The 14,985-nt window shown below is 55.5% G+C and carries 10 protein-coding genes and 4 pseudogenes; 12 read left to right on the forward strand and 2 right to left on the reverse strand.

Annotated features, from left to right (window positions below; all coding sequences use genetic code 11):
- Positions 1-327: 327 nt before the first annotated feature.
- The 3 genes and pseudogenes from SIAM614_RS24230 (at position 328) to SIAM614_RS32185 (ending at position 3,443) form a co-directional block, all read left to right on the forward strand.
- On the forward strand, positions 328-1,761 hold the full coding sequence (locus SIAM614_RS24230) for an alpha/beta hydrolase fold domain-containing protein (RefSeq protein ID WP_157140058.1): 1,434 nt from the start codon (positions 328-330) through the stop codon (positions 1,759-1,761).
- Complete coding sequence (locus SIAM614_RS24235; protein ID WP_006938592.1) at positions 1,758-2,255, forward strand: type III secretion system chaperone; 498 nt, start codon at positions 1,758-1,760, stop codon at positions 2,253-2,255. The genes SIAM614_RS24230 and SIAM614_RS24235 overlap by 4 nt, the downstream gene beginning before the upstream one ends.
- Before the next feature lie 192 nt (positions 2,256-2,447).
- Positions 2,448-3,443 (forward strand): annotated as a pseudogene (locus tag SIAM614_RS32185) (IS30 family transposase).
- A gap of 13 nt (positions 3,444-3,456) precedes the next feature.
- On the opposite strand, the pseudogene tnpA reads toward SIAM614_RS32185, so the two are convergent.
- Positions 3,457-3,699, reverse strand: a pseudogene (gene tnpA / locus SIAM614_RS31355) (IS66-like element accessory protein TnpA); the annotation flags it as partial.
- 761 nt (positions 3,700-4,460) lie between these two features.
- On the opposite strand from tnpA, the gene SIAM614_RS24250 reads away from it, so the two are divergent.
- The 7 genes from SIAM614_RS24250 (at position 4,461) to SIAM614_RS24280 (ending at position 11,781) form a co-directional block, all read left to right on the forward strand.
- Positions 4,461-5,150 (forward strand): Crp/Fnr family transcriptional regulator, encoded by a 690-nt coding sequence (locus SIAM614_RS24250; protein ID WP_006938596.1) that lies wholly within the window; start codon positions 4,461-4,463, stop codon positions 5,148-5,150.
- A 50-nt stretch (positions 5,151-5,200) separates the two neighbouring features.
- Positions 5,201-5,395 carry an EscE/YscE/SsaE family type III secretion system needle protein co-chaperone gene (locus SIAM614_RS24255; protein WP_157140060.1) on the forward strand — a complete coding sequence of 65 codons (195 nt, stop codon included), beginning with the start codon at positions 5,201-5,203 and terminating at the stop codon, positions 5,393-5,395.
- Positions 5,396-5,437: 42 nt separating this feature from the next.
- The gene (locus SIAM614_RS24260) at positions 5,438-5,761 is read left to right on the forward strand and encodes an EscF/YscF/HrpA family type III secretion system needle major subunit (RefSeq protein WP_006938598.1); all 324 of its coding nucleotides are present in this window, start codon (positions 5,438-5,440) and stop codon (positions 5,759-5,761) included.
- A gap of 144 nt (positions 5,762-5,905) precedes the next feature.
- Positions 5,906-7,936 carry an EscD/YscD/HrpQ family type III secretion system periplasmic domain-containing protein gene (locus SIAM614_RS24265; protein WP_006938599.1) on the forward strand — a complete coding sequence of 677 codons (2,031 nt, stop codon included), beginning with the start codon at positions 5,906-5,908 and terminating at the stop codon, positions 7,934-7,936.
- Positions 7,937-7,980: 44 nt separating this feature from the next.
- The gene (locus tag SIAM614_RS24270) at positions 7,981-10,350 is read left to right on the forward strand and encodes a secretin N-terminal domain-containing protein (RefSeq protein ID WP_006938600.1); all 2,370 of its coding nucleotides are present in this window, start codon (positions 7,981-7,983) and stop codon (positions 10,348-10,350) included.
- A 425-nt stretch (positions 10,351-10,775) separates the two neighbouring features.
- Positions 10,776-11,312, forward strand: a complete 537-nt coding sequence (locus SIAM614_RS24275; protein ID WP_006938601.1) for a hypothetical protein — start codon at positions 10,776-10,778, stop codon at positions 11,310-11,312.
- Between the two features lie 85 nt (positions 11,313-11,397).
- The gene (locus SIAM614_RS24280) at positions 11,398-11,781 is read left to right on the forward strand and encodes a CesT family type III secretion system chaperone (RefSeq protein WP_006938602.1); all 384 of its coding nucleotides are present in this window, start codon (positions 11,398-11,400) and stop codon (positions 11,779-11,781) included.
- A 732-nt stretch (positions 11,782-12,513) separates the two neighbouring features.
- Here SIAM614_RS24280 and SIAM614_RS33065 read toward each other — a convergent pair.
- Positions 12,514-12,663 (reverse strand): annotated as a pseudogene (locus SIAM614_RS33065) (IS630 family transposase); the annotation flags it as partial.
- Positions 12,664-13,328: 665 nt separating this feature from the next.
- On the opposite strand from SIAM614_RS33065, the pseudogene SIAM614_RS24285 reads away from it, so the two are divergent.
- Both SIAM614_RS24285 and SIAM614_RS24290 read left to right on the forward strand, forming a co-directional pair.
- Positions 13,329-13,886: pseudogene (locus SIAM614_RS24285) on the forward strand (IS21 family transposase); the annotation flags it as partial.
- Positions 13,887-14,242: 356 nt separating this feature from the next.
- Entirely contained in the window at positions 14,243-14,572 is a 330-nt protein-coding gene (locus SIAM614_RS24290; RefSeq protein WP_006938605.1) for a MucR family transcriptional regulator, read from the forward strand.
- Positions 14,573-14,985 lie beyond the last annotated feature (413 nt).

Below are 14,985 nucleotides of genomic sequence, written 5' to 3' on the forward strand. Positions count from 1 at the left end.
CAACAGGAGCCATCGGCGGCTCATTCCGCAGTAAGAAAGGATACTCAGGCGCGGCGCGCATGTCATCGAGTGTCATGTGCCAATCGACACACCGCCCTGCCGCACAGGCGGCTAATCTGACAAAAATTCAATCCGCGACCGATGCTGTTTCGGGTCGGCTACGCGATGCGGCGGAACCGGATTTTTCCGGTTTATTCCTGATATCAATAAAGGCGCGAAATGCCCGGTGTAAACAGATCCACAAACAGTACCGCAGCTTCGTGCCGGAGCGAAGCTGCCCCCCAAGACGATATCAGGGGCACATGCCACGATGATACCGAGAGGGCCTTGACGTTCAAGGACACCAGCGCATGGCGCCAGCGAAACCCGCTGTTCCGAGTCGTTTCCGGCGTGGCGGGCGGATTGACAGGGCGGGCTGACGGTAGACCTCGGTCGATACGGCAGTGGGCGCCTTGGCCGGGTACGCTGGCTTGGAGGGCTGCCTGCAAAATATCTGGCGTTCAGGAGTCGCAGCCAGCGGCAGGACCTCAAACGCTCATCTGTTGTTCTGATGAGGACGCACTCAATCAGTTAGAAAGTGCACCAAAGTCTAACGGAAAAATCTCAGATAAGGACGGCCCTGAATTTGATTGGGCGTTTTGCAAGAGAGTCGAACTGGAGTATTCCGCGCGTTCCAGATTCCTTGGAGGGCGGAGTAAGCAGAAGTTGGTCGGCTTTGCATATACGGTTAAAGAGAAAGCGGAAAATAAAACTGGAAGTAACTCTTCCAACAACATAGGCGGAGCTGCTGTATCCAAAAACTTTTCTAACGCAGAATGCGCGTCGGTTCCCAATTTCACACAGAATGACAGGCCGGTCGTTGTTTATTTCGGCGGTCACGGGCTGCCGGTAGAACAACAGTCTACTCCTCATGGTGGCTGTACCGGCGAGGACTATGTCATCCAAAAGCAGGCTAACTTCCTCGCGCTGAACTATCGTGGCTACGGTGCCTCCTCGGGCGGCGTGCCCTCCAGCCGGACCATGGTGGAAGACGGTGTCGCCATATTGAACCATCTTCTGGACAGCGGAATTGACCCGGAACGGATCGTTCTTCATGGCTACAGTATGGGAGGCAATATCGCCGCGAACGTGCTGCAGGCCGCGGAGGCCAGGGGACTAAGGCTTGGCGGATTGATTCTGGACCGCCCTATGGAAAAACTCGCCACGGGCGCGGCGGCACTCACGCGGACGCGAAGCAAAAATATCTTCAAGAAGATCTGCTTGAATTATGTTCAAGCACCCGTGGTCTGGCTTGTCGTGAAGTGTCTTGCAGAATCCTACAATACTAGTGCCTCACTCAAGAGTCTTTTGAAGAGTAGAGATCAGAACAAAGAATGGACCCCGATCGCTGGCGTCTATGACAATCACCCCATCGGTTCGACATCAAGGAGAATGCTCGAGACCCGGGGCATAGCGTGCATGGACACAAAGGACACGCACGGCGCTTCCCTTGAAAAAACCTTTGCCGCTCTGGACGAACTCCACGACGCAGCTATGCTCGATAACTATGACGATGACTATGACACCGACATACTTCGTCTCTACAAAACTTTCGAGCGCCGGTATGCGGGCATGTCAGGCAAAACAATGGAATTATCAGAGCCAAAAATCCAGCCAACGGGAGATTCGTTTGCGGTTTTCGGTAGCACGGGTCAGAATTTTAGACAAAAACTCGAAATTCCGGACGGATCAACCAACGAACTGCATGAGACTGGCACATGACCGTGCTTACGCGCTCAGGCTCCATGCTGAGCAGGCATGACGTCAACAACGCGCTCGCGGCCTTCGCCGTGCGCGCCGGTTTGGAGGAACTGGCCCTGGGACCGGACAATGTCACCAGTGCGGAATTCGGAGACGAGGGAATCGTCGCCATCTGTTATGACGAGGCCGCCGGCAGCCTGCGATTGCTTTCCCCAGTCGGGCAACTGGATGCCTTCGCGCCGCTCTCGGGTCAGGCCGCGATGCTCAGGGCGGCCCTTGGCTTCAATATCGAGAACATGTGCAGCCTCGGCCTTGAAACCGACGCCGGGGTTTTCCTTCTGTCGCTGCGGATTTACACGCTGGACCGTTTTGGCGATGAGATCATCGATTTCGCGAGACAGAGCGTCGGTGTCGCGAACTGGCTGGAGGAATTTGACGTCGAGGCCTCCTCACACGCCGTGGTCGATCCGTCGGCTATGCAAAACGATCCGGCTACCGTGGTTCTGAAACCCTGACCGACCGACGGGAAAAAGTCAATTTCGGCAAGCCCGAGCCGTGCCGCAGCCTCGCGTCACCTGAACGGGCAACCGCATCCGCGATAGCTTCCCCGGCATTGCAACACCGATAACGTCCAAAATCGGTGCGCGCTATTCCCAAGTGCGACTTTTGTTTGAAACCAATAGGTTATCAAACAGGAGGATTGTGTCATGGGATCAAAATACAGCCACCTGACGCTGGATGAGTACCGCAAGATTGAACGCTGGCGCCAGGCGAAAGTGTCACCTTGTCGAATGGCGAAGATCCTTGGGCGGCACCGATCAACGATTTTTCGAGAATTGAAACGCAACCATTTTCAAGATGAACAGGTGCCGGACATCGTCGGCTATTTTGCCGTGGCGGCCCACCAGGAATGCGCCACGCGTCGGTCACGAAAACGAAAACTGATCAGGCATTCGGGTCTGCGCCATCTTGTGACCGATCGCATCAAAGATGGCTGGACGCCGGAACAGATTGCCGGGCGCATGAGATACGAAGGCGCCTCCCACCGGGTCTGCCAGGAAACGATCTACCGTTACATCTATTCGAAAGAAGGCCTGGCCCAGGAGCTGTGGTGGTACTTGCCGACACATCGAAAGTCGCGCAAGCCCAGACGAGCGAGAAAGCGCCTGCCACCCAAATTCCATCGTGACGTCAGCATCTTGTTCCGGCCTGATGCCGTGGCACATCGGTAGGAGTTCGGGCACTGGGAAGGCGATTTAATGTTGTTCAAACAGCACTTTGGTTCTGGCAACGTTACGTCCCTGGTGGAACGCGTCACCCGGTTCACCGTGCTTTTGAAGAATGACAACAGAAGAACACATTTGGTGCTCGGCAAGGTCATCGATGCGATCCGCCACCTGCCAATCCGTTCCCGAAAATCCATCACGTTCGATCGAGGAACCGAGTTTGTGGCCTGGCCGCATCTTCAAGCGGAAATTGGAACACAGACCTGGTTCTGTGATCCGTCTGCTCCCTTGCACAAAGGCACCGTGGAAAACACCAACCGACGCGCCAGACGATGGCTTCCCCGCAAACTCAATATGAGTCGGGTCACCGATCCTGAGTTGAAAGGGATCTGTGACCGGCTCAAAACGAGGCCTCGAAAATGCCTCGGATGGAAGACGCCGGCCGAAGTCTTCAGGGAGAAGATGCTGGCGAAATGAGAGAACGCCCCCTATCCACGGCCAAAACCGGGAGAAACGCCGGCGTTAAAGATGACGGCACAGGGCCGGTCTCCTGAGCTGCCTTGATCCACTTCCTCAGCAGGTTTGCATTGATCCCGTGTTCAAGCGCTAGCCGCGATACCGACACGCCGGGCTTATGGCAGGCCGCAACAAGACGCGCTTTCGACGCTGGATCGTACCAACGCCGTCCGTCACGACCCACCAGCCTCACATTCAGCTTCTGATCTTCTTCCATGAAATGGTGTCCACCTATCTTTGATGGACACCTCATGCATCACAGCACTCAATGCCAAAAGGTGCGGAGAAATTCATGCTTACACATCACCGGTGCTCATGTGGAAACGGAAACAACCGCACATAGCGCAGGAAATGCCGGCGATACGCATGAGCGATGCGCTCTGTTTGCCCGTTCCCTTTTGCGCTGTGCCGTCGATCACACGTCGGACCGGCGCCTTTCAGCTACATGTGTTCCGGTGATCAACAGTCCACGGGCGTGGCGCCGTACATCATGGCGATTTGAGGCCAAAAAATTCGACCCGGCTCGAAAACAGGACCGGCGTGCAAGTGAAACTGTCACAGAGTGTCGTTTGCTTGTTGTCGCATGCAATCGCCCAGAAAAGGTTCGCAGGCCAGATACACTTGAATTAGCTTTATGACATCACGGTATTCGCCTTTGATACTGATTGCAAGCAAGAGAAAGCTCGTCCCAGGGAAGTAGTTAACAAGAAGTTAACGATTTCTCCCGGCGCGGTGGCTTTAAAGAGCGCCGGAGATGCTTTGCGCATATGCCGGGCTGGCAGGCAAGTCGACGTCGAGGGTGCGGGAAGGTATTTAAACAGTAAACAAGAAGGCACTTGTTATGTTACGAGGCAATTAATTCAGGCATATTAAGTAAATGCGATCGCTAATCAGATTTTGCAGATCAATTCGCAATTATAGATCTTCGTTGGATCCCAACTCAACGCTGACCGGGAAAGATAACGACGGATAAATGACATGTTTCACTGGCCGAAAGAATTAAAGTTCTCGCCGGGCGAGCTGAGCATCGATTTGCTGGCCAATGCGAGACGGAACGTCCTTCCGGACGGAGGGGTGATCTACTTGCAGGAAGACCCCGCGGACGTGTTCTACATCGTTGTCAGTGGTTATGTCAGATTGTCGTACCTTCTGGAGGATGGAACGTCGATCCTTTACGCGATTGTCCCCCCGGGCAACAGCTTCGGAGAGCTGGGTGTGCTGGACGGATCCGTATACCAGGACACGGCCTCGGCAATTGGACCGGTAAGCTATCTCACTTTGCGTGCCGATCTGTTCCGCGGTGGCGGTTCTGACTGTGCCAAGCTGATGAGTGCGCTGAACGAGCTCGTGATCGATCGGTACAAAACATATATCGACGCGACAAAAGTGCTCTATCTCAGCAGCCTGACATCGAGACTGGCATTGTCGATCCTGCGTCTCGCAAAGATGATGGGTCAAAAAGTAGAATTCGAAGGAAGGACCTACGAATATTTGGGGCCAATGGTTACTCAAAGCGATCTTGGCTCAATGGCGCGTGGTACACGCGGAAATGTGAACAAAATACTTAAAAAGTGGCAGCAAAGTGGGCTGATAACTGTAAGCGACAGAAAGATTATACTGATAAAGCCGGATCAGCTTGAGCAGGAATCTTTCGCATCAGGAGGATGACGATGGAAAAAAAACAGGCATCTGGAGAAGGTCCAGATCGGAATTTCGGAATGACGGATCTTGATGACCGCCTTTGTGCGAAAGGCGGCGGCTATCTGAAACGGCAGATTGCCAACGATCTGGCGGCAAAGGCGTCCCAGATCGAGATGAAGATGAAGAACGGCCTCAATCGGGAAGAGTTTCAGCAGGCCAAGATCGTTCACAAGGCACTCGTCGCTGCCTGTGATGTCATAAACAGATACTGAAGTCTTTCAATCAAATCAAGTTAACAGAAATAGGAAGAGAAAATGGACAATACAGCAACCAGTTGGGACATCCCGGATACGTTTCCTTCCGCGCCAACGCTCCCAGGCGGCGCGGATGACTCGAAGGTCTACGAATTCCGGGACGGTTTCGATCTGATTTTTCGTCAAACGGAGCTGCAAAACCAGATTGCCGCAATCGAAGAAGATATCAGAAACATCGAGCAGAACACGAACCTCTCCGATACTGAGAAGATGTTTTCTATGCAGATGGCCATGAACTCGTGGTCGGCGGTTACCAACCTGCGCACCAACATGCTGAAGTCGGTATCGGACTCCCTGAAAAGCATCGCCCGAAACGTTGTCTAGGAAGGGCGAAGGCTGGGTACAGCCATAGTCTATGAGATCGGTGCTCCCGGACAAAACCGGGAGCACTAAACGAAAATCCTGACGCGAACTCCAGGTCAGGCAACGTGCCGCCGGTCTGCGGCCTAATCATCCGGATATTCACATATGAATGGCTTCAAGGGCATGAAATTAGCTCGTAGAGTCGGCAGCCCGCTGATTCTTAAAGCAATTACGGGCACGCAGGCCGGCGTGGAAGTATTGCTGGAAGATGGAGAATACGTCCTCGGCTCGGGTCCGGACGATGATCTCCAGTTCGTGGATGTTTGCCTAAAGACCGGACACGCCCGTATCCGGGTGGAAGGCGGAAGGGCCGGTATCGCCGGCGGTGCCGGAAAAGTGGTCGGTGAAAACGGTCTGGTCATCGATGCCGGTGCTGATGACTGGCGCGCCCTCAACCCTCTCGAGATCATCACGATCGGATCAACCAAGTTCGCCTTCGGTGCCGAGGACGACAATTGGGCGGCTCTGTTTGCCGCGCGGGCGCAGGGCAACGAGCGCAGCCGCCACCCGTTCGGCAGAAGGATCCTGTGGAACCTGAACCGGTCCTGGATCAGGCATGGCGCTATTCTGCTGGTCTCGTGCACGGTTGTCGGTGCAGCGGTGGGCAGCGTGTCCGGTTATTTCGACCGTAGCCCGAGCCTGGCCAGCGTCGATGAGGATCAACTTGTCGCGGACCTGAAGAGACGCATCTCGGAGCTGCCGTTCTCCAGTTCGATTACCGTGGTTTCAGAAGTGGACGGCACCGTTTATGTGAGCGGCCATGTCGAGGAGCTTGTGCAGCGCAATGCGGTCCTGAACATCGTCGAAGACATCGATCTTCCGATAAGGCCGCGGATCTGGGTGCTTTCCTCCATTCGCCGGCAAATAGCGGCTGCTATCAGCAATTTCGAGGTTGATGTCACGTTCGACGTCTCCGACGAGGGGGGGGTCTCGGTCGATGGAACAATCCTCTCGGACAACGTAGCGGAGAGGGTCCGGCACTATATCAGCAGCGAGATCCTCGGGGTCACAGCGGTCGAATTCAGGGTCAGCACCGCAACATCTTATCTTGAAGAAGTAAAGGACCTTGCCAGGCGCGCCAGACTTGAAGAAGCGGTTTTGTTTCAACTGTCCGAAATGCGCATCGAGGCCAGTGGCGTTGTCGTCACCGACAAGCTCGATGCCTGGATAGGCTTTATCCAAACATACGCGAGACGCTATGCGGAAAAAATCTCCCTGATCTCTTTTGTACAGATCGTTGATGAAAACGGGAAGGTCATCTCCTCCGAACCAACCCGTCTCGGCCCGCTTGGATTAAGCGGCAGAGACGGTGCCGCCGGCCTTACTCTGGGGCAACTCAAGAACGGCATGATCGGCGTCGAGGATCTCATGTTCAACGAGGAGGCCGCATCCCTGCTGCTTGCCGAAAGGGCTTCGACTTCGGGCGAAGCTGGCGACCGCAGGCCCGTGGTCAAGGCGAGCCTGACCGGCAGAAACGTCTTGTCGCCCAAACCGGTTGCCGGTGACGGGGCCGCGAGAAACGGGGCCTCCCTGTTGTTCGACTCCGGAGGCGGATACCGCAGCAGCACTTATCTCCCCCTGATCGTCAATGCGACCGAAACGGGCATGCGCTGCTGGCCGGGTTCGAGGTTGGCTGTTTCCGATCTGGTGGAGATCGTCGGCCGGATCGACCACCTGAGTGCGACCACGGACAATTCTCTTGTCGACCTAGACCAGGAGGACCAGCTCCTCGTACTGGAAGCGGCGCTCAACCCCGCGCGCGCAAGACAATGCTCGTCACGACTGGAAAACGTCATCGAACGCAATTCCGTCCTGAGCTCCGGTTCCTTGGCGGAGATGGAAAAAAATCCCTTCTTCGTTCGCTTTCTTGTTCGCGACTTCGTTCCGCCTGCGATTGCTGTGTCAGGCGTTATGGTCCGCGGTTCCGAGCGTTTTATCCAGACGCCGGATGGGACGAAATTTCATGAGGGTACATCCCCTGATGAATACAGCAAACTCGTGAGTGTCGGCAGGTTGGGGGCAATTGTACAGTATGACAAATATGTAGCTCCCCTGATCTACCCGCAAGACCTGGACTGGAAAGTATTGAGTTTTGATTCCGTCCAATTTACTTCAAGTTCTTCCAAGCCCAAATAGTTAGTAGTGTTCTTGGGGGCGTATCGCTCAAACTGGAATATAGAATGCAATCAGCGCGAAAGACGCGGACTTATTGTCTCAGAAGAATTGCGGTTATCACCTTCCTGGCGGTATTCGCAGCGGCGTGCGCAAAAACCGCAAAACAGGAGGGAGATGACGTTGGCAGACACCAGCGAAACATACTGGATTTTTCTGGAAACTCTGTTCTGGCGAACGATCTGAAACATGTAGAGACCGGCGACCTGGACGTTTCGCGTGTCAACGGCTCCGATCCGGCCAGCGAGGGAATCGGTTTCGTCGGGATCCTGCAAAACGAACCGACCACCTTTTCGGTCAGCGCAAACGAGATCAATAGGAATCTGGTCGAACTCGGGCAGGTTGGCGCGGGCTTCGGCAATCCGAACGAGGCCGTGACGATTGCATTTGACAACGAGCCCCTGGGCTATGTCGTCAAGCAACTTCTTGGTGGCATGCTTTCCGCCAATTACGTGACGTCGGAGGAGTTCACCGGGGTTGTGTCCTTCAAGACCGAAACGCCTGTTCCGCGGTCATCCATACCCTCCATCCTGCGGGACATTCTCGCTCATTACGGCTATGTGATGAAGATAATCAACGGCGTCTACCATATCGGACCGGTTTCGAAGATCGTCGAATTGGAGAGGAATGCGGCTGCCGGAGCGATTGGAGACTTCAAGACGCGGGTCCTGAAGCTGAAGAATGGCAACGTCGAGGAAATTGCCCAGGCGGTGGCGCAAATACTGCCGGCGGGTGCCACGATTACTCCGGTCCTTTCCAACAACACGCTCGTGCTAAGAGTGAATCCGTCGGACGAGAAAGCTGTCGTCGACCTGATTCAGGCCATCATCGGCAATTCCGGAGAAAACGAGTTCATCGCGGTTATTCCGCTTCGCGAAAGCCCGCCCGAGGTTGTCGCAAACGCCGTGGTCGGTTACTTCCAGAATTCCGGCAAGACAGGAACGCAAATCCCCCTGGTCATTCCAATGGAAGAACAACAGTCCCTTTTAGTGGTCGCGCAAAGCCAGCAGGCTATGAGCAACATGAGAACCTTGGTTCGCGGACTCGATAAAGAGAACCAGAACGCGACATCCTTGCGCATCATCCCTCTCAAGAACCTGTCCGCAGAGGAGACCGCGGGCCAGTTGAACGCGATTTTCGCGAACAGCAATGACGGTCCGGGCTATGAGCCCGACATCCGGGCGCAAGATCTGCTGACCGCTTCCATTCCCGATGACGGCCACGGGCCAGAGGCGGAAAATGCGTCATCGATATCCGCGCCGGCGATTATCCGTGGCAAGGGACGCGACGACCCGGACAACGGCTCCGGCACTGCCGCGCAACGGGCTGCCAAGCAAAGGCTCTCGGGAAGACTGAACAGATTGGCCGACACAAGGCGTTCAAGCGAAGAGGCGGTATCGATCGTTCCCGATGTCAGGAACAATGCACTCCTCGTTCATTCGAAATTCCGGCAGTTCAAGCGTATTCGCGATGTTGTGCGGACGCTCGACGTTCCCCTTGCCCAGGTGGTCATCGAGGCAACGATTGTTGAGGTCGCCCTGAACGACCGGCTCAAATACGGCGTCCAGGCATTTCTGAGCGGTGAGGGGGTGGAGATCAGGTCGTCGAGACTTCCCGATCCGGCGGACACCGGCGAACCCGGCGCGGTCGCGTTGTTCGACGTCGATTCAGTCGATGGCACCACGGCCACCTTCGTACTGGAAGCCCTGCAAACCGTGACCGAATTGAAGGTCATATCGTCACCCTACCTGACGGTGCTAGATGGCAAGGCGGCGCGACTGTCCGTCGGTGATCAGATCCCGTTCCTCGTGCAGCAAACGAACGCGAGCGAGACCGGCACGACGACCACGACCAATCAGATAGAGGTCAGGGATGTAGGCGTTATTCTCCAGGTAACGCCCAGCATTCGCCCGGACAACTCGGTCTTGCTGAATGTTCAACAGGAAGTCAGTTCCGCCAAGTCAAGCGGGTCGGGTGAGAATTTGACCCCTGTCATATCCCAACGCACGATAAATTCCGATGTCGTGATCGAATCCGGGAAAATGGCGCTCCTCGGCGGACTGATCCAAAGCCGCTCGGAAGAAGTCACGACCAAGGTTCCCCTGATGTCCAAGATGCCTATCGTTGGAAATCTGTTCAAGCAAACCGATGCGGTAAAGGACAGGACAGAGCTGCTTGTGATGATTACGCCGCGCGTCGTGCGCCGGTCGCATCAACTGGATGAGTTGACCCGGTTGCTGCGGTCCCGCTCGACTGGTCTCCACACCAGCTTTTCCGATGGGCCGGACACGGCCGCGGAGTTCAGGCCGGAACCGAAGATCGGCAAGCCTGCCAAGTTGCCGATCCTCAACGTGCTTGGAAACATGGAATTCTACTGATCCGCCGGCGTCCGTCTCCATCCGGAGACGGACGCCGATTCGGCCGTAGACTCAAGCGAGCATAGGTTCGACAGGTGACTGACGGCCCTGAACGGGCCTGCGGCTTTCAGGACGCGTATCTCCCGACATTCGCGATCTGGGTGAAAGAGGTTTCGAAAACGCGCGCGCCGAGTATCAAAAGTTACATCGGAAAGCTCCGGATTGTTGGATACACACTAGTTCCAAATGTCCGAATACTGTCGCGAGATAACAGTTTTTATTGTTGATGACGCCACTTTAGCTTTGAGGCCGGACAGCGCGAGAGTCTCCGCGGAGAGCTTTGTGAGGCGATGCCCACCGCGATGGATCTTCTTCTGTCCGGGTTTTTCGCGGCTAGGCCAGCGCCTTGAGAACAGATCGGTGCGAGATATGAGTGAGGAGTTGCGGTGTCCATCAAAAAGAAAATGATCCATACGCGGCAAAGGAGGGAAAACCCGTTGCTGAAATTCCTGCAGGCCTTCGCGCTGTTGTTGCTGGCCACTTTCGCCGTGCTGGTGGTCGCGGCTCATGCTGTCCCGGAAACGACGCGGGCGGTCACCGGGCGCGATGCGGCTGAAAACATCTTCAGTGCCAAAAAAGCTTGTCTGTCCAGTGCTCTTGAATCTCCCAAATTTGCGAATTTCTGCGGTCGCGTTTTCAAAATTTCGCGGGAGGGCATGTTCCTGAAGGCGCGAACAAATATTTCGGGTCCTGCGCTCGCGATATTCGTGGACAAGGATCATGAGCTCAACCGGTATCTTCGCATAAATGCCAACGCATATGAAATGTTCGGCAACACGCAAGCGATGCATATCAACCTGATCGCCGCCTATGTGCATGTGGAATGCGAGATCAGTCAGGCGCAATCGGAAGGTATCGCGGGGATAGAAACGATCAGCTGGGCCTTCGAGCCGTCCATTCGCACCAGGTGCGGACAAGTATAGGCTGACGGCGGCCCCCCTTTGCAAGGTCTGTCGACCGGCTGCCGGCGGCACCTGTGTCCCTGACAGGCTATCTATCGGAAGCGCGATGCAGTCCAGCTTTTCAGATCATTCGTTCGCGGTGGTTCGCGAGTTCACCCGGAACCTGGGACTCGGCGACGTTCAGCCGGTCGAAGACGGCAGCGTGTCCTTCGAATTCGAACGGGCCGGAACCTTCTCCATTACCCCCGCGCGCGATGGGCGTCGCATGCTGCTCAGTCTTTCCCGGCACAAGGGCCGCTTGCAGGCCAGAAATCTCAAGGACTTCCTTTCGCTATCGAGCTGGGACCCGGTCATCGGCGCTCCCGTAAACGCGGGCATGAGTTCTCAAGGTGGGCTCGTTCTCGTGGTCGCTCTCGACGGGGAAAGTCAGACGCTGCAGATGATCGAACTTTGCCTCGACCGGTTGATCGAATTGCATGCCACATTATGACGTCTGCGACCGACCGTGCCGCATAATTTCCGGCCTTAAACGCGGCTGTCCTTTTCCCGTGATCTTGGCATCATGAGATGGGCTCGAACGCGGGACGCCCGGGGAAGTCATCTTGTCGAGAACCTGGACACGGATTTGAACCCCGGTTCTTTGAGTGTCCGGGGGGCTTTCAGTCTGTCCCCATGGCGTGTCGCGTTCACGCGGTTTGATGGGGTCAGGAACAGGCACCCAGGCGGCGTTCGCATCGCGAATGCGTTCGGGCCATTTCCTGAATTTATGTTAACGCGACATGCTCCATGACCGGCTTCCAGCGGTCGGTGTGTTTCCACCCGCGCTCTTCAGGTTATATTCCGGGTGGCTTTGCCGGGCTATCCGGCCGTGGGCCTGAATGGCCGCACCATGCGGATCCAGCGTGGTGGGAGAGGTCTCGGCCTCAGGGCCGGGTGGGGCCGTTTTCGGCGGCGGGATGATGAATCCGACATCGGAGCGACGCCGTACCGCAAGACTCAAGCCTGCCGATTCCGCGCGAGATCGTGGAAAAGCCGGGAACTCCAGGGTCCCGCTTCATCAGTCTGAACAGCGCGCGCGGGAACACTCGGGTTCGCCGCGTGCCCAAACGCAAGACCGTCCGGATCCGCGAGCCGATCGCGATGGCGGGTCAACGTATCGACCCGGCCGGCGGCGTGGGTTTTCGTTATCGGCGCGCCAGTTGCTTGTATCAACCTCAATTGATCAGAACCCATGCGCCCATTTCCGATTCCCGATGGACATGATGGTCCATGGCTGATTGATAAGTTTGTTCCAAACCTGGCAGCATAGTGCCAAGATCTGTTCGTAGGATTTGAAAATCCTGTTTGAGAGCCAGTTTTCGCGCATGAACTCTGATGTTCATTGTAAAGTGAATTGCACAATAAACGGCGTTCCCCTCTGCGAGCATTGGGGCTCGGCTTTAAATGAAGCGGCTGCGTGGAGCAGGAGACAGAGCTTTAAGACGACGGTTGAGCAGACTCTGACGCGCGGGTTGGTTACCGCATTTCCCTGTGTTCGTCCAGGGCTGCCTTGATCTGCCATCGTGCGTCGATTTAGAGATTATCGACCACACAATTCATACGATGGTTCCCGCCGAAGCGCTGCCTCCAGCTCTACGCAGACGCAGAGTGTTGTCAGATTGCAGCGTTTAGATTTGACGTTGCCCTTTTCCCGGTATCGCTCGTTGCGCTCATTTTTATCCGGTGGGTTGAACGTCTTGGCCTATTGCCCAAAGGAAGGCCACCATTTCGCAAGCAATGGCGGTCGTGACCAGTGTCTGACGCTTTCCTCCATTCACCAGCCGTCGGCAACACATGCAAAGGTGAAGCTGTGCTTTCAAAGCAATGCCGCGCACCGTTTTTGACAAGCCCTCCTGTCGCACCTCTAGCGGCCGACTGACACGCGGCGCCATTTTTTCAAAGATCCGGCGTCTGTTGATCGCGATCGACCCGGTATTGGAGTGGTTTTCCGAAGAGAGGGATCACTTTGTGCCGAGTTGCCATGTAAACGATCATTAGATGAGTCTTTTCATGAAGTTACGTCGGACGAATGCATTCGCCGCGGCATCCGCCAAGGCAGGGTTCAGCGCGGCGACGGGTTATCGTATCGAGAACGATCACCGTCTGCCTTCCCAGCCGTCCAAGACACGCGGCCGCCGCCGGTCGGATCCGCTCGAACATATTTTCGAGGCGGAAGTTGTGCCCCTTCTCAAGGCTGCCCCCGGCATCCGGGCCGTCGCCATCTTCGAGGAGATGCCGCGGCGCCATCCGGAACTTGGTTCTGGCATTCGCCGTTCGCTCGAACGACGCATCCGCTCCGGGCGTTCCGTTCACGGCGAGGAGCAGGAAGTGATCTTCCGTCAGGCTCACGAACCCGGCCGGCACGGCCTTTCGGACTTCACCGACATGGCAAGCCTTGGGGTCACGATTGTCGGCCAGCGGCTCGATTATTTGCTCTACCATTTCCGGCTCGTCTATTCCGGCTTCGAGCACGCCCATGTCATTCTCGGCGGAGAGAGCTTTGTGGCACTTGTGGAAGGATTGCAGAACGCGCTCTGGTCGCTCGGCGGAGCCCCCCTTTGTACGTGCCTTGATTTGCCGCGCCTCAACCTGTGATGAACGACACGGGTAATCGGTCGATAGATTTATTACTCTCTACTCGTTGGCATTGATTTGCCGATAAAACAGGTTTTCAAAACAAATCCTGCTCAATGTTTGTTCCTGAAAATCAGTTGCGATCGAAGTCGAATGATTTGCATTGCCCGCTATAACTTTGATTGCTAACAGGCCGGCAGTGTCAAATGACACTGCCGGCCTTTCTTTTTTCCTCAATAGGTTGCTCGGCTGAACGTGGAAGGTTAAGAGCGTTCTACTTATGGGCGTGTCTTGTCGACGCACTCTCTCCACTCTTCGGCAGAAATACGGGAACCTTCATGAACGACAGTTCGGTTGAGACCAGCCTTATCGATCTCACTTCAGACATCGTGACCGCCTATGTCAGCAACAACATGGTCACAACGACCGAACTGACGGATTTGATCGGCTCCGTTCATCAGGCGTTGCATGCAGCAGCTGCTGTGGCAGAGGAGCCGGAAGCGGAAAGACTGATTCCTGCCGTTGCGATTAAAAAGTCCGTGCAGCCGGATTATATTGTCTGCCTGGAAGACGGCAAAAGGTTCAAATCCCTCAAGCGTCATCTGCGTTCCACCTATAACCTGACTCCAGAGGAATACCGGGGCAAGTGGGGTGAGCTAATGGGATGAACTGCCTTCCCACCGAGATGCAGCCATTTTTGCGTGTATTATTGGAGAAGAAGGAACATTCTGATGGACATCACGGTTCTTGGGATTAATCTGATCAAGTCGGTTTGTTGCCTTGCGGGCTTGATGCCAGCGGCGCTGTAGTTATTCACAAACGCCTCCAACGATTCCGGTTGCTGGATTTCTTGGTGGAGTTGTTAAGTTGTATTGACGCAATGGAGGCTTGCGGGGGCGCACATCACATCGGGCGCTTCTGCCTCGAATATGGGCATGAGCCCCGATTGATGTCGTTGCTGTATGTCTGACCTTATGTAAAGGTTCACGAGAATGACGACCGCGATGCGGAGGCGATCGCCGAAGTCGCCACCCGACCGACCATGTCGTTCGTCCCAATCAAATCCGAAGAACAACTCGAC

The sequence above is a fragment of the Roseibium aggregatum IAM 12614 genome (assembly GCF_000168975.1).
GTDB classification, from domain to species: domain Bacteria; phylum Pseudomonadota; class Alphaproteobacteria; order Rhizobiales; family Stappiaceae; genus Roseibium; species Roseibium aggregatum.

Bases quoted from the DNA above. Each gene is read 5' to 3' on its own strand.
- SIAM614_RS24250 (WP_006938596.1), top strand. From the start codon at position 4,461: ATGTTTCACTGGCCGAAAGAATTAAAGTTCTCGCCGGGCGAGCTGAGC.
- SIAM614_RS24260 (WP_006938598.1), top strand. From the start codon at position 5,438: ATGGACAATACAGCAACCAGTTGGGACATCCCGGATACGTTTCCTTCC.
- SIAM614_RS24280 (WP_006938602.1), top strand. From the start codon at position 11,398: ATGCAGTCCAGCTTTTCAGATCATTCGTTCGCGGTGGTTCGCGAGTTC.
- SIAM614_RS24270 (WP_006938600.1), top strand. From the start codon at position 7,981: ATGCAATCAGCGCGAAAGACGCGGACTTATTGTCTCAGAAGAATTGCG.
- SIAM614_RS24255 (WP_157140060.1), top strand. From the start codon at position 5,201: ATGACGGATCTTGATGACCGCCTTTGTGCGAAAGGCGGCGGCTATCTG.
- SIAM614_RS24290 (WP_006938605.1), top strand. From the start codon at position 14,243: ATGAACGACAGTTCGGTTGAGACCAGCCTTATCGATCTCACTTCAGAC.
- SIAM614_RS24235 (WP_006938592.1), top strand. From the start codon at position 1,758: ATGACCGTGCTTACGCGCTCAGGCTCCATGCTGAGCAGGCATGACGTC.
- SIAM614_RS24265 (WP_006938599.1), top strand. From the start codon at position 5,906: ATGAATGGCTTCAAGGGCATGAAATTAGCTCGTAGAGTCGGCAGCCCG.